At 32.0% G+C, this 18,496-nt stretch carries 21 protein-coding genes; 12 read left to right on the top strand and 9 right to left on the bottom strand.

The genetic code is table 11. The annotated features are described in order from the left end of the window. Complete coding sequence (gene dnaA / locus C0J27_RS00005; protein WP_252120573.1) at positions 1 to 1,398, top strand: chromosomal replication initiator protein DnaA; 1,398 nt, start codon at positions 1 to 3, stop codon at positions 1,396 to 1,398. 201 nt (positions 1,399 to 1,599) lie between these two features. Further along, positions 1,600 to 2,658: an ankyrin repeat domain-containing protein gene (locus C0J27_RS00010; RefSeq protein WP_162801676.1), complete on the top strand. Its 1,059-nt coding sequence runs from the start codon at positions 1,600 to 1,602 to the stop codon at positions 2,656 to 2,658. A gap of 141 nt (positions 2,659 to 2,799) precedes the next feature. On the opposite strand, the gene C0J27_RS00015 is transcribed toward C0J27_RS00010, so the two are convergent. The 3 genes from C0J27_RS00015 to C0J27_RS00025 form a co-directional block, all read right to left on the bottom strand. Beyond that, positions 2,800 to 3,126 (bottom strand): hypothetical protein, encoded by a 327-nt coding sequence (locus tag C0J27_RS00015; RefSeq protein ID WP_115585150.1) that lies wholly within the window; start codon positions 3,124 to 3,126, stop codon positions 2,800 to 2,802. A 122-nt stretch (positions 3,127 to 3,248) separates the two neighbouring features. Beyond that, positions 3,249 to 4,556 carry an ankyrin repeat domain-containing protein gene (locus C0J27_RS00020; RefSeq protein WP_115585151.1) on the bottom strand — a complete coding sequence of 436 codons (1,308 nt, stop codon included), beginning with the start codon at positions 4,554 to 4,556 and terminating at the stop codon, positions 3,249 to 3,251. 9 nt (positions 4,557 to 4,565) lie between these two features. After that, the gene (locus C0J27_RS00025; RefSeq protein WP_115585152.1) at positions 4,566 to 5,627 is read right to left on the bottom strand and encodes a hypothetical protein; all 1,062 of its coding nucleotides are present in this window, start codon (positions 5,625 to 5,627) and stop codon (positions 4,566 to 4,568) included. 306 nt (positions 5,628 to 5,933) lie between these two features. Between C0J27_RS00025 and C0J27_RS00030 the strand changes: the two genes are divergently transcribed. Continuing rightward, positions 5,934 to 6,476 (top strand): hypothetical protein, encoded by a 543-nt coding sequence (locus C0J27_RS00030; protein ID WP_115585153.1) that lies wholly within the window; start codon positions 5,934 to 5,936, stop codon positions 6,474 to 6,476. A gap of 50 nt (positions 6,477 to 6,526) precedes the next feature. Further along, positions 6,527 to 6,682: a hypothetical protein gene (locus C0J27_RS05640; protein ID WP_162801677.1), complete on the top strand. Its 156-nt coding sequence runs from the start codon at positions 6,527 to 6,529 to the stop codon at positions 6,680 to 6,682. A 73-nt stretch (positions 6,683 to 6,755) separates the two neighbouring features. On the opposite strand, the gene C0J27_RS00035 is transcribed toward C0J27_RS05640, so the two are convergent. Together C0J27_RS00035 and C0J27_RS00040 are read right to left on the bottom strand one after the other, a co-directional pair. Next, entirely contained in the window at positions 6,756 to 7,010 is a 255-nt protein-coding gene (locus C0J27_RS00035) for a hypothetical protein (RefSeq protein WP_115585154.1), read from the bottom strand. A gap of 8 nt (positions 7,011 to 7,018) precedes the next feature. After that, complete coding sequence (locus C0J27_RS00040) at positions 7,019 to 8,254, bottom strand: FtsX-like permease family protein (protein WP_115585155.1); 1,236 nt, start codon at positions 8,252 to 8,254, stop codon at positions 7,019 to 7,021. 369 nt (positions 8,255 to 8,623) lie between these two features. Between C0J27_RS00040 and C0J27_RS00045 the strand changes: the two genes are divergently transcribed. After that, positions 8,624 to 9,328: a hypothetical protein gene (locus tag C0J27_RS00045; RefSeq protein WP_115585156.1), complete on the top strand. Its 705-nt coding sequence runs from the start codon at positions 8,624 to 8,626 to the stop codon at positions 9,326 to 9,328. 112 nt (positions 9,329 to 9,440) lie between these two features. Here C0J27_RS00045 and C0J27_RS00050 read toward each other — a convergent pair whose 3' ends face one another. After that, the gene (locus tag C0J27_RS00050; protein ID WP_115585157.1) at positions 9,441 to 9,788 is read right to left on the bottom strand and encodes a hypothetical protein; all 348 of its coding nucleotides are present in this window, start codon (positions 9,786 to 9,788) and stop codon (positions 9,441 to 9,443) included. 370 nt (positions 9,789 to 10,158) lie between these two features. Here C0J27_RS00050 and C0J27_RS00055 point away from each other — a divergent pair, with 370 nt between their 5' ends. Further along, on the top strand, positions 10,159 to 10,533 hold the full coding sequence (locus tag C0J27_RS00055) for a hypothetical protein (RefSeq protein ID WP_115585158.1): 375 nt from the start codon (positions 10,159 to 10,161) through the stop codon (positions 10,531 to 10,533). A 268-nt stretch (positions 10,534 to 10,801) separates the two neighbouring features. Continuing rightward, positions 10,802 to 11,176 carry a hypothetical protein gene (locus C0J27_RS00060; protein WP_115585159.1) on the top strand — a complete coding sequence of 125 codons (375 nt, stop codon included), beginning with the start codon at positions 10,802 to 10,804 and terminating at the stop codon, positions 11,174 to 11,176. Between the two features lie 258 nt (positions 11,177 to 11,434). Here C0J27_RS00060 and C0J27_RS00065 read toward each other — a convergent pair whose 3' ends face one another. Beyond that, on the bottom strand, positions 11,435 to 11,983 hold the full coding sequence (locus C0J27_RS00065) for a hypothetical protein (protein WP_115585160.1): 549 nt from the start codon (positions 11,981 to 11,983) through the stop codon (positions 11,435 to 11,437). A gap of 389 nt (positions 11,984 to 12,372) precedes the next feature. On the opposite strand from C0J27_RS00065, the gene C0J27_RS00070 reads away from it, so the two are divergent. After that, positions 12,373 to 13,374, top strand: a complete 1,002-nt coding sequence (locus tag C0J27_RS00070; RefSeq protein ID WP_115585161.1) for an ankyrin repeat domain-containing protein — start codon at positions 12,373 to 12,375, stop codon at positions 13,372 to 13,374. 150 nt (positions 13,375 to 13,524) lie between these two features. On the opposite strand, the gene C0J27_RS05645 is transcribed toward C0J27_RS00070, so the two are convergent. Further along, positions 13,525 to 13,662, bottom strand: a complete 138-nt coding sequence (locus C0J27_RS05645) for a hypothetical protein (protein WP_162801678.1) — start codon at positions 13,660 to 13,662, stop codon at positions 13,525 to 13,527. A 122-nt stretch (positions 13,663 to 13,784) separates the two neighbouring features. On the opposite strand from C0J27_RS05645, the gene C0J27_RS00075 reads away from it, so the two are divergent. The 3 genes from C0J27_RS00075 to C0J27_RS00085 all read left to right on the top strand — a co-directional run bounded on the left by C0J27_RS00075 (position 13,785) and on the right by C0J27_RS00085 (position 16,073). After that, the gene (locus tag C0J27_RS00075) at positions 13,785 to 14,789 is read left to right on the top strand and encodes an ankyrin repeat domain-containing protein (protein ID WP_115585162.1); all 1,005 of its coding nucleotides are present in this window, start codon (positions 13,785 to 13,787) and stop codon (positions 14,787 to 14,789) included. A gap of 32 nt (positions 14,790 to 14,821) precedes the next feature. Next, positions 14,822 to 15,661 carry an ankyrin repeat domain-containing protein gene (locus C0J27_RS00080; RefSeq protein WP_115585163.1) on the top strand — a complete coding sequence of 280 codons (840 nt, stop codon included), beginning with the start codon at positions 14,822 to 14,824 and terminating at the stop codon, positions 15,659 to 15,661. A gap of 112 nt (positions 15,662 to 15,773) precedes the next feature. Further along, a complete protein-coding gene (locus tag C0J27_RS00085; RefSeq protein WP_115585164.1) occupies positions 15,774 to 16,073 on the top strand; it encodes a hypothetical protein in 300 nt (99 codons plus the stop codon). 368 nt (positions 16,074 to 16,441) lie between these two features. Here C0J27_RS00085 and C0J27_RS00090 read toward each other — a convergent pair whose 3' ends face one another. Further along, positions 16,442 to 17,095: a hypothetical protein gene (locus C0J27_RS00090; protein WP_115585165.1), complete on the bottom strand. Its 654-nt coding sequence runs from the start codon at positions 17,093 to 17,095 to the stop codon at positions 16,442 to 16,444. A gap of 273 nt (positions 17,096 to 17,368) precedes the next feature. On the opposite strand from C0J27_RS00090, the gene C0J27_RS00095 reads away from it, so the two are divergent. Further along, the gene (locus tag C0J27_RS00095) at positions 17,369 to 18,370 is read left to right on the top strand and encodes a coiled-coil domain-containing protein (RefSeq protein WP_115585166.1); all 1,002 of its coding nucleotides are present in this window, start codon (positions 17,369 to 17,371) and stop codon (positions 18,368 to 18,370) included. Positions 18,371 to 18,496: the final 126 nt, after the last annotated feature.

Here is an 18,496-nt window from a genome sequence, read left to right on the forward strand (position 1 = left end):
GTGGAACAAATTTGGCAGGATTTTTTAAAAATAGCTGAAACCGAACTTGGTATGCGTGCTGTCGAAACGTGGATCAAGGCGGTTTCTTTTTATCGTTGTGATACGGCTATGAAAAAAGTCTATCTCAAAGCTCCTAATGCCTTTGTTAAGGATTGGGTGCAGACCCACTATAGTACACTTTTTGAGACTCACTTAAAAAAGTTGTTACAATTCGATGTATTAACGATAAAGTTCTTTGTTGGTGAAGAAACAGCTGAATCAGAATTAGTTCTTCCTGTTTTACCTTCATCGGCGCCTGTTGTTATTCCAAAAAAGTCATCACCGCGAAATCAGTTTGCTCTTACCAAAAAAAATGACACGCATCATCAGGTTACCAACCGATTAAAATTACAATATACTTTTGATTCATTTGTTGTTGGTCCTAACAATTCATTTGCGTATGCAGCAGCTCGCGCTGTTGTAGACAAGCTTGGTACGTTGTATAATCCGCTTTTGTTGTACGGTGGTTCAGGCCTTGGCAAAACTCATTTATTGCATTCAATTGGTAATGATGTGTTATTAAAAAATCCTCAAGCTGTCGTGTTGTATCAGACAACTGATCGTTTTGTTAACGAATTTATTAACGCTATTCGTTTTAATCACATGCAAACATTTAATGCAAAGTACAAACAAGTGGATGTGTTATTAATTGATGATATTCAATTTATGGCAAACAAAGAGCAGACGCAAGAGGCATTCTTTCATATCTTTAACACCTTGTACGATGCAAATAAGCAAATTGTATTTTCAAGCGATATTTTACCACGCGACCTTGGAGGTCTTGCAGACCGATTAAAGTCTCGCTTAGAGTGGGGTCTTGTTGCGGATTTGCAAGTTCCACATCTTGAAACTAAAATTGCTATTTTAAAGCGCAAGGCATCAGCTCAAAATGAACAACTTTCTGACGTTGCTGCAAATTTAATTGCTCGTCGTGTGATTTCTAACGTTCGCGAATTAGAAGGTTCTTTAATTCGTGTGTTAGCATTTGCCTCGTTAACTAACCAACCAGTTACGGTCGATCTGATTGGTAAAGTACTTGGCGTTGAGCAAAAAGCTCATTCAGTTATCATCGAATTTGATGCAGTGACCAAAGCTGTGCAAAAGCATTTTTGCTATGGCTTAACTGAATTGCGTTCGCAAAACAGAACAAAAGATATTAGTTTGGCTCGCCAAGTGACAATGTATCTCATGAAAAAAGCAACCCATAAATCATTGCGTGAAATTGGTGAATTTTTAAATAGAAAAGATCATACAACTATTGCCCACGCTGTTGCTCGTATTGATGAATTACGTAAAATTGATCAAGATTTAGATGCTCGCTTGCAAAATCTTGAACGAGAACTTGGTTCTCATATCTAAATTCTTAGCGCAGATATCTATCTGCTTTATGTACTCTCTTTTAATTTTTCAATATCGCTTATCTGTGTCTATCTGTAACTTTTTGATGGGGTAGATTTGCTTGTCTGCAATGATATAATTAAGTAGATCAGCAATGGAGCGATTCTTATAGAACTTGTTTTAAAAAATTATGCACTTTGTAAATTTATGAAAAAAATAGATATGAAAACTATAAAAATGGTAATAATTTTTATGTTGGGATGGTCTTTATCGTTATGTTATTGCGCTGAAGAATCTGAGCAGACACGCCAAGAAATAATAGAACAAGCAATGATTGATTTTCCTCATCTAGTAGAATATTACGACATGATGTGTGACAAATATCCGCATGAATACTTTCATAGTTTTTATGATTATGTAGTTTGTTATCTTGCAAAAAATGATCTAGATCCTAATTTTGGGGAATTAATTTGTGATGCAATAGACTGGGTGCTTAAGACTATTGAAAATGAGTTTTTAGCAAAAGTTGATGAGGCTGATTGTGATCATACTCAAGATCCCTTATTTATATATATCATGAAGTATAAAGATACCACTGAGATCGGGCGTGTTGTAAAAAAATGTTTAGAGATGCCTTGTGAAAATGAAGAGACTTTACTTGGCAAAGTTATCAAATTAAAAAAAGACCTGTTATTTAAAAATCTGTTAGAGTTTGGTGTAGATGTTAATTCTGTTGTTTATAAACCAAGTTTGTTGTCAATTGCATGCAATTATAAACAAGATCGTATTGTAGAACATTTATTACTGGCAGGAGCTGATGTTAATACGGATGATTTTCCACTATTTATAGCAGTTGATCAAAGTTCTGCTATGCTAGACGCAAATAATTCTTTAATAACGTTTGAGCATTGTGATAAAATAGTTTCCCTTTTGCTTGATGCTGGTGCAGATGTAAATACACCAAATGATCAAGGTTGGTATATTTTACCATTTGCTGTTTCATCTCGTAATAGAAATGTGATCAGCATGATTGTATCTGTTCCTGGTATTAATTTGAATAAACAATTTTTGTTTGGGGGAACAGCTTTGCATAGGGCTGTTCATTATAATTCTATAGATATTGTAGAAATGTTACTGGATGCTGGAATAGACACTTCTATACCCAATGATGAGCGTAAAACAGCTTACGATCTTATCTATAACGATAACATCTCAATGAAAATGATGTTTGCACAAGAGCACATGAGACGTTCTATGAATTCTTGTTGTGTGATCTCATAAAATTTTTATCTTTTACAAAAAACTACGATTATATTTTGTGTGAAGTTTATATAAAAACTTACTGTATCACTTATCTTTAATAAAAAAGACCTGTTGTTTAACAGATCTTTTTCACTATGGTTATTTTTTGAGCATATAAATTTATTCAAAAGTTATATCACCTTTTACATAACTTGCATCAAAACCATAATAGTAATTATTGTAGATTTGTTTCATTGGAATATCTACAAATCTATAGGATACTGGATGATTATTTGCCGTACTAGAAAAAGCAATCTGTTTACTTTCTTGTGGTTTTATTGAGTCGACATTTCTAAATTCTGGCGTTTTTGTACGGTATACGGTTACGGCATTTTGTAAAGAGATAGTTTTAGCCGTTTTATTTGTAACATTAACTGTAATCGCGCTTATAGATGCTGTTGCAAATAAACAAGTCAATCCAAGTAGTAGAGTATTTTTTTTCTTCATATCAGTCTCCTTTTTGCATAAATAATTCAATCTGAAATTATTGTATAAAAAAAATGCACGCAAACTCTTGAGTTTGCGTGCATTTTTTATTTTAAGTGGAATTGTAAATTTGTTTTAAATTTTTATGATATAGCACAGCATGAAGCTTGCTGTTCAGGATAGAGCTGTTTTTCAATCCTTCTTATTTCAGCTTTTCTTTCAGGTGTTCTTGCAACATTTTTAGCAAGTTTTAAATCATCATGGGATGGAAAATTTGGATGAGCATGAATTAATATATCTACGATGTCTTCATAATGATAAATAGCGGCATGCCCTAATGGGCTCAATGTATGAGGCTTATGCAGTCTTTGATTTGCACCAGCATTCAATAACATTTGCGTTATCTGAATATGATTATTATCGACAGCTCGACGTAAAGGAGTGATACTTTCAGATCCCATGTTTAGATCAGCATGAGCATTAATTAAAATACGTGTGATTTCAGTATTGCATTGAGTAACAGCACAAAAAAGAGCAGTAGCTCCGCGATTGTTTCGTGAATTGATGTTAATTTGTCGGTTGATTAATAATTGAGCGCATCCTATTGCATTTTTATGTGCTGCATAATGTAATAATCCATTTTTTGCTTTATCTTGAAATTGTAAGTAATTTGGATCTATTTCGATGATGAATTTTAACATACAAGGATTATCATGTGCAATATTTGTACTTATCATGTTACCAAGATGATATTCTTTTAATCCATCATTTGGTCGAAATTCTTTGAAGATAAGATTGTAATATTCTTGATGAAGAATTTTACATTCTTCATCAAACCATAATTTGAGAATGTTCTTCATGAAGTTATGACGATGTTTCATAACAAAACGTATAGTTTGAATCTGAAAAAACCATACTCGATCAAAATCAGATTTGTCTTTATCTTGCTCATCTTCGATTAAAAGTTTAGAAAAAACTTCATTAAAATGGTCATCATTTTCATTGTTATAGATACATTTTGTTGCAAATTTTAACTCACGAGAAAAAAAAGCATCTTGTATACCAGCAGCAATAAGATTTTCAGCATTTTGAATTATTTGTCCAAACATTGGTATTTGCACATCATTATCAATATTCCCAGATTCAGCTAAGAAGTGATGAAATGCTAAAAAATCATGAAATGAAAATGGTAGGGGGTTTTTTATTTGAAGAAGACGAAAACCTTCATCAAGATGTGGATACATTCTGACGTATTCTTTTATCTCTTCAATGGTTAATTTTGGATTGTTTGTAATATTTTCATGTTCATCAAGTTGTTGCTTACAATGATTTGTACCATTGCTATTCCTGAAAAATTCTGCAGCGAATTCGGAAGATTCTTGAGCAATCGATAAGAATGATGCTTGTAAGCAAACTATAAAAAAAGTTAGTAACTTATATGATTTGATCATGAGTATTGCTTACACAAAACATTGATCTTGAATGCGTTTCTTTTTGCTACGACATAACCAACGTTTTGCTGTTCGTGTTATGAGTTCAAAGTACCATTGATTGTAGTCATGAGCATGCATATCTTGTTCAAGCCCTGCAACGGTTCGAAAATGTTCAGTGTCGATGATTACAATCTTGTGACTGTTTTTTTCTGGAACGAGATTGTCATCATGTGGATCGATCATGTAATGTAAATATTTGGTCACATCCATTGATATTTGGCGTAAGGTAGAAAGTTCTCTTTGTTGAAGCTCTTTATCTACCTCAATAAAATCGCAGATAATGCCATATACACTTGGAATTTTAATGGTTTCAAAGTGATTGTTGTATGGATCATGCCAATCTATATGTAAAAGAGGTTTTGACAGGGGCTGCCAGTACCACTTGCGAGGAAAATCTATATAGTATCGGTATTCAGGGTCTTTTGACAAAGCTTTTTTTGCATTTTCAAGATTACTAATTCTTGTAAATCCACTCAGATGTCGCATCGTACCGCTTAAAATAAATATCCAGCCAGCTTCCATACCTTTTTGTAGTGGTTCTACAATAGTTTCTGGGTGTTCAATAAATAGTTTAAAAACAAATGGGTATTTTTTATTTTTTAGGACAATTAAACCAGATAAATTTTTATAATTAAAATCTCTATCTTTTAAAATCGTAAAATCGGTAAAAGTTCTTTTGCCTTGAAGAATTTCTTTTAAAACAAGTTCATTTTGATTTTTTAGAATATTGGTATGAACGGTCTGTTCACTGGTTCTAAATTTCAAATTACCGTAGGGTAAAAGATGTTTTTTAAACCCAGATGTTTCAAGAGGTTTTTTTAATATTTTTAAGCGTAAAAATTTATTTTGAAATTTATGAAAAGGTTTTGGTTTTGTCGTTGGTTTTTTCCAAATTTCTGCATATTCTTTATTACTTGCAGTTACTGTAATGTACGGAATGGTAGGGTTTGATGGACGATGAACGCTTCGAGCAAAAATTTGTAAATGCAACGTTGTAATGATGATGAGAAAAATAAACAGCTGTCTCATTAAAGTGATCTTTCAAGAAAAATTATTCTCATAACCATGGTGAGGTATTTTGATTTTTTATATAAAAATTACAATGTACTGAGGTTTTTAATTTGAGGAACTTATGTAGTGTATAATTTTTGCATGATGTATAGTAATTTTTAGTTTTTTGTATGATTGCATTACTGCTTGTACTACACGGTATAAAAATATCATTCTTACCTAAAATAATCAAGTTACGTCTAATTCTTGCTTTTTTTTTATACTGTTTGTTATGATCCATTTTGTATGAAAGAAAATATGCGATATAAGCTATAGGGGGTTGTTATGCAAAGTCATAATTTAGAAACAAAAGAGACAAAATTGCTCAAGCATCTTGGAAATTTAAGAAAAATGATAGTTAATCATCACGATTTAGACAACTTATCAGAATTTGTTTTACATGATCTTTGTGGGCAATCTTGTTTTAATTTAAATAAAGCTGCTTATTTTATTAATAATCCAGATTTTAGATGTTTACAAGGTGTTTCTGGTTATCATGAACAAGATGTAAAAAATTTAGCAGGAAATGCATGGGATAATAAAAAATTATTTATGGCGCATATGCAAAATTCGCCATTTAACCAAAAAGTTCGCAGTAACAGTACGGTGAATTTTGAAAAAGGCAAAGCTTCAGAAAAATATATGGCAGATAAACTTGCTGATGAGCTTGAAATTAATAACCCGTTGTATGTAACGTGGGATTTAAAGCATGCAAATCACGGACTTTTAATTTATGAAGCACCTGAGCAAGAAATTATTCATGTTAAAGATCATTTATTTGATGCTTTATATTATTTAAGTTTTTGCCCAGTATTTTTAAAAGCGTAAAATTTTATTGTTAAAAAAATATAGTTCGTGTATTAAAAAAAGGGACGATTATGGGACAAGCATCTGCTAGCTTTAAAAGAAAAATTAGAAACAAATTTGTTCGCGCTATTCGTCGTGTTGAAGCACAAGAATTAAGCAAAGAAAAATATTTCAACAATAAAAAACGTGAACAGAATGCGCAAACTGCTCAGCCTGCACGTAGTTAATTGTTATTTGATTTCATACTAAATAAAAGCCTGATATTGCATCAGGCTTTTATTTTTTTTAATCAACGAAATATTATTTTTCGTTATTATCGATTGAATCTTGAACGATCGTTTGTGATTCTTGAGCAGATGGCACGTTGACAGTCGGTTGATCATCAACATCTTTGCTATGATCATGTGTGCAACCTGCATGATTACAACGCTGTTGTGGAGTTGCTACACGAACTTTTTTAGTTGTAGGTTTGCATGGTTTATCTTTTTTACAGCAGTTAGAATCAAAGCAACCAGCAAGTAAAAGTAAGCTTAAAGGTAGAATTTTTTTTAACATAGAATTTCCTATATTTCATTTCGTAAAATGGTTGCAATATCCATTGTTTTTATTTTGTTTAATGGTAATAAGCTTGCAAAAAAGCTTATAGTAAGTACAACAAAAAATATGAATAAAAACAAGTAGGGATCAAGTATAATTGGTAGATGCGTTGTGTAATAAATATTATCAGGCAGCTGTATCCATTTATAATGTTGCAAGCCAAGTCCTGCAATGTATGCGGCAAAAAGTCCGCAAAGCGCTGAAAGAGATGCGATGCTCATGCTGACGGCAAGAAAAATATTTCTGATTTTAGACGGTGTTAGACCAAGTGTTAATAAAAGGGCGATATCTTTTCTTTTTTGTGTAATGAGCATAAACAAAAGCGAGATAATATTGCTTGATGCAACCAAAACTATTAAGAGTAAGATAATAAACATCGCATATTTTTCTAATTCTAATGCCGAAATTAATGGTGCATATAATTTTTTCCATGAATAGACGTTAAGCTTTAATTGCTGCTCAAGTTTTGTAATCACCATATCTTCATGATCTTTTGATGTAAGATTGACATAAATTTGTGTTACTCCCTGGTCAGGAAAAATTTCATTAAAAAATTCTGATGAACAGTAGATAAATGCAGCATCAAATTCATCAATACCTGTTTGAAATATTCCGGTAACAAGCACTTCTTTTTGTTCAAAAGTTACTTTTTTACTCATGTTTTGATTTTGAGTATACATAATTGTAAGAGGGCTGCCAGTTGATGCGTGTAATTGTAAAGCGAGCTGTTTGCCAATAATGACGTGGTTTTTGGTAATAAGTCGATTTAAATAGTGTGGTTGATTTTTGGGCAGCACCATGGTGTGCAGGGGTGTGACTTCTTGTTCAAGCGTAGGGTTGATACCTTTGAGCTGAATAACATGTGGCGTAGCATCTGACTGGTTACTTGTACATAAAGCTTGCCCAAGAAGTTGGGGTGAAAAATTTTTAATCGTATAGACAGGGTCTTGCAAGATTGGCACAAGTTGCTGGTAATTGATTTCTTGTCCGTAGGCATCAATAAGAATTTGTGGGTAAATTGTTTGCATTTTTAGATAGGTTGCTTCTTGAAATCCTTTCATAATCGAAATGATTAACGCCAGAGAAAATGTTCCAAGAAAAATGCCACCACAACAAATTTGCATCATGGTACGAATGGTAGAGTTTTTATTTGCGGCCTGTAAGTAGCGCAAACTCATTAAAAAATATGAAGGAAATAGCATGATTTTTTTGCCGTTTACAAATTTATAAGGTTTAATGTACTATATGCATATTCTCAGTTATAGCATAAACTGTATACTTTAAAAATTGATTATTATAATTACTCTAGGCTGAGTGAACCAAATTTTTACTATAGAGTTTTACCCTACGTTTTCTACGAAAACTCCGGGGATCGGCAGGCCGGTGGGCCTGATGCACTCTTTTTTTGAAATAAAAAAGCGTATAGTGGCCGCCGCCACCCATGTTTCCGGAGATGAGCGCAGCGATGTCGTAGGATGGAATCATTCTTTTGAATTTGGTTCACACAGCCTACTGAGTATATTATTTGGTTTATCTATAAAATTTCTACGTCTATAAAAAGGAATAATTTAATGAAACATACACATTATAGATATATAACAATCATGCTTTTTATGCAATGCATCTTGTTTTTGCCTGCATGTAAAGTTCAGCAATGGGGTGAGTCGGTATTTCGGCAAGCAGATAAAGTTTCTGATTCGTATGCTGCCACCATGCGTCCATTTATAAAAACAGCGGTTATTTATGATCAATTTTCATCGGTAGCAGACTTTTCTGCACTGTTATTAACCGATGAAGCTCGTATGATTTACCTTGATTATTTTTTTCATCGTACTTTTAAAACCCAAGAAGAGCAAGACATTGCACGACAAAGATTATTAACAGAAAATGATTTTTATATAACGTTTTATGTTATTGGCTATCAACCACCCGTTATGTATACAACAAATCGTGCGATGTTCTCTGGTGAATACCAGGCTCAGGGTGCGTTGCTTGGAACAGTTGATTCGGTCTGGAAGACAACCTTACTTGTCGATGGCAAAGAATATACAGCAGCAGATATTCGTTTAGTTGAATTACCAGTAGAGTATCGTCATTTCTTTGGTGTGAACTGGAGCCAATTTAAATCTGCCTACAAAGTTCGTTTTGATCGACGAGATGAACATAATCAAGAAATTTTAACGAGTGGTAAGCATCATGTTGCATTGCATTTTAGATCAACAATTTATGATGTGAAGCTTGAATGGTTAGACGTAGCGTATAGATTTTTGGTGTAAGAAATTAATTTTTTTATCACGAAAATATAAAAAATAGACTTTTTTTTGCATAGTATGAAACAGTGCAAAAAAAGTCTATTTTTATCTTGATGCTTTAGATAGATTAAATATTTTAAACGTACAGTATAGAATACATTGTACCTGAAGCACTTGAACTCATTGAAGGTTTTAATTGGCCAATAACATTATACTTTCCTAAAGAATTTTCATCAACATATGCAAATTGAACATTTTTATATGTTTCCTTTTTGCTTGTCTTAGGATTAGTTATTATTGCATCCCAGGTGCCATCTTCTGTATTTTTTAATAACTGCCCATTTGTATTTGGATTAAATGGATTAGTCGAAGTGCTAAAATATGATTGAGATTTAGTACCTTGAGGTATTGAATCTGCTGAAATATATGTATGTCCTAAGGTTAACATCATCAAAGATAACATTATTTTTTTAATATTTTTCATGATTCTCCTTTTCTTGTAAATGCAGAACTATTATTTATTTTTATCTGCACTACTTAAAATTTAAATTTTTCTATCTGACTTAATATTACCAAACGCCCCCCCCATAAAATCAAGAGTTTGTCTGACTTGTTTTCAAATTGTGTTTTTGTAGAGATTGAATAATCTGTTTCATCTAAATTTTATAAATAAAAATAAAATATCATGGTTTTTTTATGAATGCCGTTATTAAAAATTCAAATTGAATAGAAGTGAAAATTAGAAATATTGTATTTGGTTCAGATTGTTTGTTATGGTAGTTTTGTATAAGTTATTTATAGCGAATAATTAAAAAATATGTGTGTTATCTTTCTAACAAAAAAGGAAATTTCTTATGAAAAAAATTATAAAAATTTTAGCATTATTTGGATTTCTTATGATAAATTCATATGCATTTACTGAATCTGCAGTATATGTAACTGTTAAACTTCCAAATGATACTTTTCAGCTTACTGAATTAATAAAATTTAAGCAGACTGCTTTTGGTGCTACTCTTCGTAGTGGTTCGAATCAGAATAAATTATTAAAAGGTCCTGCTGAAAAGACTTTTCATTGGAATGCTGCAAATGATAATGCTTATTATATTGTACGTGGAACTATTAATGGGCATCAAGTGGATGTAACGTTAGATGTAGCTGTATTTAAAGGTCATCGTAATTGGACCTGGAGTTTTAATGATGATGGTTCTTATAATTTAGTTAAAAATTAAGGTTGTAATTTTAATAAGTTTTTCAATGTAAAGCTTATTGGAAAACTAAATACATAAAGTATCTCTTTTGTTTATTGGTTAAAATAGTCCGGTAATTAAAAGAGATATTTTATTTTTTACAGCTCAAAAAAAAACTTTTGAATGTAATGCTGATGTGAAAAAGTTCTTATTATTAGGAAAAAGAATATTTTAATGCTCATAATAAAAGTAAATATAATATTACCTCAATCTGAAATTTAATATGTATTGTAAAAAAAGGATGTTTCTCATGAAAAAGATTGTACAATTTTTAGCATTATTTTCATTTATAATGATAAATTCATATACATACTGTGGAACAGTAAATGTGACGGTTAAGTTTCCAAATGATACCTTTACGCTTGTTGAAGCAAAGCAAAAACATTCTTGGCGTCATAAAGAATTATTAAAAGGGCCTGCTGAAAAGACTTTTCAGTGGGATGCTGGTGCTAGAGAAAATTATCATTATGTCGTAGAAGGAATTGCTGATAATAAAAATGTAAATGTCACTAAGCCTGTACATGCATTTAAAGGTCATCGTGATTGGTTGTGGGATTTTAAACCTGATGGTTCTTGGTCTTTATTATATCTTAATGAATATGGAAATTATATTCTTATTAATTAAAAGACTATGTAAAAAATAATTAATCAAAATTTTTGAACAGCAGAAGTAAATTGGCATAAAACTAAAAAGCTTATGCTGTTAAAGAATCTTTACGTAAAGAAGATGAACATGTTGCATTGCATTTTAGATCAATAATTTATGATGTAAAATTTCAATGGTTAGATGAAGCGTATAGATTTTTGGTGTAGAAAATTGATTTGCATAACTTAGATGCTAGGAGCTGATTGTATACGATTATATAATCAGTTCCTATTTTATTTATTGAACAATATAGTTTATACCGTTTGAGGTAAAGTATGAACCTGGTGCAACATATCCGCTGTATTTACCGACTCGAGTTGGGACAGTTGATGTGACTTCAAAATGAGTAAAGGTAAGAAATCTGGTATCATTCATGATTGCCAATGCTTCAGTAGGATCAATAATAATCTGTTCATAGCCAAAAATTGTTTTTTGAGTTTGGTATATCTTTGTTGAGTTGTGTAAAGATGATCTGACAATGTAATACATTCCATCAGCAACAAATATAGTGCCATCAATAATATGTTTTGTTGCAATGGTGGTATTGTTTGTTTGTAAATATTTATAGGTCAATGTTTCAGTAGAAAAGTCTTTTATCTTAGAAATAATTTTATGTGCTTGGTAGGAATAGATAACGTGGTGTTTTTTACCATCAATTATTTCTGTTGCGTTTGCAATTCCCATAAAAGCACAGACATTGTTAAAAGTATCTTTAATATTAAAAGCTTGTACTTGCATAGATAGCATGCATAACAGAGCAGTTATTATAAATTTTTTATGGTTCATGATAGAGTCCTTAAAAATTGATACGTTTATTGCATTGATGTTTATTGTGCCATCTTTTTATAGTCTGTGCAAGCATGGTTACATATTAGGCTGTGTGAACCAAATTTAAAAATAAGATACAAGCCTGCGATATCGCTTAGCTCATCTCCGGAAGCATGGGTGGCGGCGGCCACTGTACGCTTTTTTTTATGTAAAGAAAGAGTGCAACAGGCCCACCGGGCTGCAGATTCCCGGAGTTTTCGTAGAAAACGCAGGGCAAAACTCTATAGTAAAAATTTGGTTCACAGAACCTAGAATCTTTTTAGCTTTATCTTGCTAAAATATTTACTTAATTTACTATAGTCTATTTGAGTTTTGATAATAATTTTTTGTAACAAAAGGCCCTATCAATGGACAGATCAAAAATATATCTAGCAGTGGTAGTAAGTTTTTATAATTTTTTTGCTCATAGTTCTCAAGTATCTTCTTCTTATCCAAAATCATCTTTTGATTCCAATTCTTCTGTATCAGCTCTATCATATACCACTACTGTAAAAAAAATATTTGCATCATCTGATGATGATTGTATAAAAAGTTATGCTGCTCAAGCTTTAGTTTGCGCATCAATTAAGCAAAAAGTGACTTATAACATTATTTCAGATTTAGATGCATTACGTATCTCTCATTCTGAAAAATGGAATATGTATATGAATAGTTATCGAAATACCCAGTCAGGAAATACTCTTTTGATTGATGCTGTTGTTGCATCAGATGGTGCTATGATTGATTTTCTACACAGATCAGGTGTCGATTGCAATAAAAAAAATTATGAAGGGAAAACAGTTCTTCATAGCGCTGTTGATGTTCATGATACAAACCCATTGAAAGTTCGTCCATTGTTTCCTACGATAGAATTAATTTCATATTTTGTACTGACATCTTTAGAGCATTTGTCTGCATACAGATCAATGAATTCATCTATAAAGGATGCATCAGGTAGGACAGCTTTAGATATTGCGTTGCAAGAAAATTTAGATGATTCAGTTATACTATTTTTGTTAGAAAATTTTTATATACATGTATCTTTGCCTTATGAAGTGTATCTTAAAGTTCGTGATATCGTCATCAAGCATAAAAAAGAGTCTTTACTTGCTCGACTCGATAGTCAAAATTTTGCATCTCTGGTTACGACTCATCAACAGGTGCAAACAGTTGGAACGTACGAAGGTAATAGAATTCGCTCGTTGAGTGAAAATGATAAATTTGATCAAAAACAGACAGATAAGCTTATGAATTATAAGCCTTTTGCAGCTGTTCAATCATTATATGCCCCTGCAAAAAAACAAATATATAAACCTATGGGTTTTGATATTAAGCAGCAATATGAAGGGCAGCATAAAAAATTATATTAGGTTGAGTGAATCAAATTTTTACAAGAGATTTTTGCCCTAGGTTTTCTATAAAAATTCTCCAGATCTGCAGGCCAGTGGGCCTGATGCACTTTTTTAAATCTTAGTCAGGTTTAATTTCTCAACTTTTGCATAGATTGACGTAGTTTTTCATTAAATAAGCGTAACGTGGCCGCCGCCACCACTGTTTGCCAAGATGAGCTCAGCGATATCGTATGATTGCATGCTACTTTCACAGCCAAGAGATGCGCCGTTTTTGTCTTCTGTAGCTTTTAACGATGGTTCAAGCATCAGTGTATTAATTTGTATGGGTACTGATTCTATTGATTTTAGCGCATGTTTTTTAATATCATAATAGAAAAATTAAGATGTTTTTTAAGTGTCTATTAATCTATTAATTGGAAATTAAAAATATGAAAATAGTAAAATTATGCCTGTTATTACTCATCTGTTTATGCCAAGATTTTTTTATACTATCTCAAGAATTACAGGTTACATCTATTGTTAAGCAACCAGCTGATCTATCTTTGGTGCAATTTGCACATTTGGATGATAGTTTTAATTTTTTACAATCACAAAATATTTTAGATCAATCTTTTCAAGATTTTGTATTAGAAAATTTATCGTTAGACTCTACTGATAATCAAAACCCAAATGATACATTGACAACAATTGTTCAGCAAGCGCATGGACTTGTTTCAGACACTTTAAAGAATAGATTTTTTTCAGCTATAAATTGTATTATTGATAGCGATGAAAATTTAGATCAGATTGAAGATCCAATATTTATATATGTCATGAGTCATAAAGACGACTTTATGAAGCCTATGATGCGTACATGGGTAGAAGAATGGGAAAAAACTTTAGATCAAGATGGTTTTCCTTTGTTAAACTGGTGTTTGAATCATGTAGAAATAGCAAAATTGTTAGTTGATTTAAAGGCTGATATCAATATGCAAGATAAAAGTGGTTGGGCTCCTTTGCATTATGCTGCCTTTAAAAACTGTCCTAAAAATGTTCAAATGTATCTTGATGCAGGCGCTGATATTAATATTCAAAATGATATGAAATCAACTCCATTGCATATTGCAGCTTGGCAAAACCATATTAACATCGTTGGGATGTTAATTGCTCAAGGTGCAGACTTGAATCGAAAAGATTTGCACGGTAATACCCCATTATATGTAACAGAGTATAGAGGGATTATTAATATGCTTATTGCAGCTGGAGCAAAGCTTGATCATCAAGACTTAATGGAAGATTCAACAACATCGAATTATAGAAAATTTGCATATCATGCAATAAAAAATGCGCGGGAGAATCAAAATAATCAAGTTGATAAGAAAAAACAGATTGCTTTAACAGCTAAAATACGACAACTTTTTCCCGATAAAAATTGTCATTGTGTTGTATCATAATACACGTACATAAAATATATATGGAATTATGAATGAACAATATAATAAAGCTTAAAAAAATAGAATTAATACTATTTTTTATAATGAGCTTGCAAGGATTCTTAGTTGCATCAGTACCAAATAAACGTCAAATAATTATTGATGAAATAGTTAAAAAGTTTATTGGTTTAGCAGATGGCTTTGATTTTTTGAAATCGCAAGGTCGTATAGATCAATCATTCTGTGATTTTTTAGAACTAAATTTATCGTATGATGATGAAGAACAAGATGCTAATGCAGGTGAGGTTATTGAACGAGCAATGAATGTTATAGAACAACCGATGCAAAAAATATTTTTATCAACGATAAGCAGTGCAATAGAAGAACAAAAACGTCTGGATCAGTTTGACGATCCGATATTTTTATATGTTATGCAGCATAAAAATGATTATATGAACGATATGGTTTGCCACTGGGTTAATATTCAAGATGATGAAGGTAAAGCGCTATTGCATACAGCAGCTTTCAATGATACTACAGAAGTTGCAAGCATGTTGATTGGTGCAGGTGCGCATCTTAATCTTCAGGATAATCATGGTAAAACTCCATTACATTATGCAGTTTTATTAGCTGATGCATCTGATGTTGCAACTGAATTATTGCTTGCAGGTTCAAATATTAATGCGAAAGATAATGATGGGCTGACTCCATTGCATTATGCTGCACATAGAGGAAACTTACAGGCGGTCTATTTTTTTATTCTTGCAGGCGCTGATATGAATATTCAAGATCATCATGGCAAGACAGCTGAACAAGTAGCAGGCTCTTTTGAAGTGCATGCTTGTTTTTTACAAAATAGAATTATGAAAAATTTAGGTTGCACGATATCATAAATTTTTTAATTATCGCTATGAATTTTTTGTTTGAAAGATCTTTGATATTTTATGATCTTTAGGTACTATTGCTCCACTAGTTTATTAAAAATAAGTATGAAAGATTTTTTTGATGAAAAATATACGAACAAAAATTGTATTTTTGAGTTTTTTACTACTTTCTTGTTATAGCGTGCAAGCTATGGAAAATAACACTATGACACTATCACGTTGTTTGATTCAAGCTGCTTATCAAGCAAAAGATCAAGGTGATGAGCTACGAGCTCGTGAATTATTTGCAAAAAACAAACGATATAAACAGTTTGAACAATCTGCGCAGTATGAAAATTTAGTTACAGCAGTTATAGCAAGAGATTATGAACAAGAACGTGCTATACTTTTTGTATTAATGGAAAATTCTGGAAAATTATAAGTTCTACATGCAATTTTAAGAGAGAAAATAGGATGCACATTTCTTGCATCCTATTTTCTCTCTTTTGTTATTTTACCAGCTCGGTTGCGTGAACCAAATTTTTACCAAAGAGTTTTGCCCTCCGTTTTCTACAAAAACTCCGGGAATTTGCATGCCAGTGGGCCTGATGCACTCTTTTTTAAAACTTAGCCAGGTTTAATTTCTCAAAGTTTGCTTCGTTTTTTGCATAGATTGACGTAGTTTTTCATTAAATAAGCGTATAGTGGCCGCCGCCACCACTGTTTCAGGAGATGAGCGAAGCGATATCGTAGGATTGTACGCAACTTTTAAATTTGGTTCACACAGCCTAGGTTGCGTGAACCAAATTTTCACTTATATTCATTTATTTTTGCATCAATAATTGGTTTAAGGTTCAGCCATGCATCAGCAGTTGTATCCATAGCTATTTGAGAAATTCTTGCAAGATTATTAATTGATAAATTATGAGAGTTAATAAGCTCACTGCACCATACGGTTTGTGCAAATTTATGTCCCGGACTAAATTGAGGAGACTTTTTATAATTTCCATATTTTTTATAAAATTCACCTGGTCCAAAAGCTTGGTCATACCATAATTTTGCAGTTTCATCTTCTGGGCATCTGCTCGTAAGTAAAATATTAAAAAAAGTTTCTTGAATAGTTAGCTCATCTTGCGGAGTTGCGATTGTCGATAATTTTTTATCACTATATTTATGTGCAAGAAGTTGTTGCATGATTGAGCCAATACGCATTCTTTTGTTACGATCAAGTGGTTGTTCTGAGTAGGTGTAGTCTTGATCAGATTTCCATTGATAATCTTTAATTTTAATATCATTAAGAGGTTCAAGTTCACAAGCTAGTCGAGCAATTGATTCATCGATGATGATTGGGTGCGTTTCAGATAAGGTTAGATTTTGCATGCTCAGCAATTGATTATTACTTGAAAATAATAATTGCGCTATGAAGAATACGTTGAAAAATAGATGAACAGATATTTTTTTCATGATGCTACCTTTATATACACAGGATTGAAATCATAACTATTTCTGACCAGGATGATGCTACAATTATTTTCAAATCATTGTCTACTTATTTCTTGAATATTTTTTATAACGCTTTGTTTGTAGATATATTTACATATTTTTTTCAAAACGCTCAATCTGATTATGTTTTGTAAAAAGCAAGAAATTTATTAACTTTTTTTAATTGAGCTCAGCTATATTTTCTATTAGAATTGTAATAAATCATTTCATTATTTATTACATAAAGCGCATTTCATGAAAACAATATACCAATCATTCTGGGGCTTTTTGCTCGTCACTCATATCATGTTACTTGCAGCGATGGATGCACCAAGCTTGCATCATGAGCAGGTTTGTCATCAATTATGCAATACATTAACAAATCAAGATGAACAGAAATTTCCAGTTGTTAATACTTCACAGCAGACTGAATGTGATGAAGAAAAAAGCGTCATGAGTAGTGTAACTACTTCAACCCAGCATGATTTTATTGAATATTCTTTTCTTGCTCATAACAGTTTATCATCGATATCTGCAATGGTATCAAACCTTGTACGTCGCATTAATACTTTAGAAGGAGCTGTTGCTCAAAAAGATCATCAAATAAATGAACTTCAGGCCAAAGTGGCAGATTTTGAAGAAACTAGAAAATTATATAGTGGTGTTTATAAAGAATTACCTTGTATTGTAAGAAATATGCATGTTTTTAATGACAATATTCATCATCTTAATCAAAGAGTATCACATCAAAAATCTTTTATTATTAATCAAGCAGCAATAGTAGAGCAAAATCAGCAGTATCTTGCAGAATTTATACATCAGCATAAAACTGAAATTGAAAAAGTTGAGAATCAAATTTGTAAACAAAGCTGCCGACAAGAGACAATAGAATCAAAGTTGAAAAAATTATGTGAAATTGAAACTCAAGAGTTGCAAAGTAATCAAACTCGTCTTGAAAAAGAGCTGAAGGCAAATAAAGCATCAATGAAAGCTCTTGCGGCAATTAATTCTCAAAAGCAAGCTTGTGGGAAAAAAAGAGCTATTGCACGGACAACTAATTTAAGTGAAGTTGATCAAAACTTTGATTTGATGGTAGATATCGATTTAGAATCTTTAGATGGATTTATTCCAGAAACCCAAGAAGTTTTTGTGCCATCTCATTCTGCGCTTGTATCAGTAAGTTCGCAAGAATCATCCAATTCGAATCAAAGCACTCCTTTGCATGTTGCAAAAAGAACGCGTTTAGCAAGTAAATAAGATGAGGTTGAGTGAACCAAATTTTTACTTTAAAGATTTACCCTACGTTTTCTAGCAAAACTCCGGGAATTTGCTGGCCGGTGGGCCTCATGCACTATTTGTTTACATGAAAAAAGCGTAACGTGG

The sequence above is a fragment of the Candidatus Chromulinivorax destructor genome (assembly GCF_003366055.1).
GTDB lineage: Bacteria > Babelota > Babeliae > Babelales > Chromulinivoraceae > Chromulinivorax > Chromulinivorax destructor.

What these genes read in the sequence shown, in the direction of transcription:
- C0J27_RS00010 (WP_162801676.1), top strand. Translation starts at nt 1,600, where the DNA reads ATGAAAACTATAAAAATGGTAATAATTTTTATGTTGGGATGGTCTTTA.
- C0J27_RS00015 (WP_115585150.1), bottom strand. Translation starts at nt 3,126, where the DNA reads ATGAAGAAAAAAAATACTCTACTACTTGGATTGACTTGTTTATTTGCA.
- C0J27_RS00020 (WP_115585151.1), bottom strand. Translation starts at nt 4,556, where the DNA reads ATGATCAAATCATATAAGTTACTAACTTTTTTTATAGTTTGCTTACAA.
- C0J27_RS00025 (WP_115585152.1), bottom strand. Translation starts at nt 5,627, where the DNA reads ATGAGACAGCTGTTTATTTTTCTCATCATCATTACAACGTTGCATTTA.
- C0J27_RS00030 (WP_115585153.1), top strand. Translation starts at nt 5,934, where the DNA reads ATGCAAAGTCATAATTTAGAAACAAAAGAGACAAAATTGCTCAAGCAT.
- C0J27_RS05640 (WP_162801677.1), top strand. Translation starts at nt 6,527, where the DNA reads ATGGGACAAGCATCTGCTAGCTTTAAAAGAAAAATTAGAAACAAATTT.
- C0J27_RS00035 (WP_115585154.1), bottom strand. Translation starts at nt 7,010, where the DNA reads ATGTTAAAAAAAATTCTACCTTTAAGCTTACTTTTACTTGCTGGTTGC.
- C0J27_RS00040 (WP_115585155.1), bottom strand. Translation starts at nt 8,254, where the DNA reads ATGCTATTTCCTTCATATTTTTTAATGAGTTTGCGCTACTTACAGGCC.
- C0J27_RS00045 (WP_115585156.1), top strand. Translation starts at nt 8,624, where the DNA reads ATGAAACATACACATTATAGATATATAACAATCATGCTTTTTATGCAA.
- C0J27_RS00050 (WP_115585157.1), bottom strand. Translation starts at nt 9,788, where the DNA reads ATGAAAAATATTAAAAAAATAATGTTATCTTTGATGATGTTAACCTTA.
- C0J27_RS00055 (WP_115585158.1), top strand. Translation starts at nt 10,159, where the DNA reads ATGAAAAAAATTATAAAAATTTTAGCATTATTTGGATTTCTTATGATA.
- C0J27_RS00060 (WP_115585159.1), top strand. Translation starts at nt 10,802, where the DNA reads ATGAAAAAGATTGTACAATTTTTAGCATTATTTTCATTTATAATGATA.
- C0J27_RS00065 (WP_115585160.1), bottom strand. Translation starts at nt 11,983, where the DNA reads ATGAACCATAAAAAATTTATAATAACTGCTCTGTTATGCATGCTATCT.
- C0J27_RS00070 (WP_115585161.1), top strand. Translation starts at nt 12,373, where the DNA reads ATGGACAGATCAAAAATATATCTAGCAGTGGTAGTAAGTTTTTATAAT.
- C0J27_RS05645 (WP_162801678.1), bottom strand. Translation starts at nt 13,662, where the DNA reads ATGCTTGAACCATCGTTAAAAGCTACAGAAGACAAAAACGGCGCATCT.
- C0J27_RS00075 (WP_115585162.1), top strand. Translation starts at nt 13,785, where the DNA reads ATGAAAATAGTAAAATTATGCCTGTTATTACTCATCTGTTTATGCCAA.
- C0J27_RS00080 (WP_115585163.1), top strand. Translation starts at nt 14,822, where the DNA reads ATGAACAATATAATAAAGCTTAAAAAAATAGAATTAATACTATTTTTT.
- C0J27_RS00085 (WP_115585164.1), top strand. Translation starts at nt 15,774, where the DNA reads ATGAAAAATATACGAACAAAAATTGTATTTTTGAGTTTTTTACTACTT.
- C0J27_RS00090 (WP_115585165.1), bottom strand. Translation starts at nt 17,095, where the DNA reads ATGAAAAAAATATCTGTTCATCTATTTTTCAACGTATTCTTCATAGCG.
- C0J27_RS00095 (WP_115585166.1), top strand. Translation starts at nt 17,369, where the DNA reads ATGAAAACAATATACCAATCATTCTGGGGCTTTTTGCTCGTCACTCAT.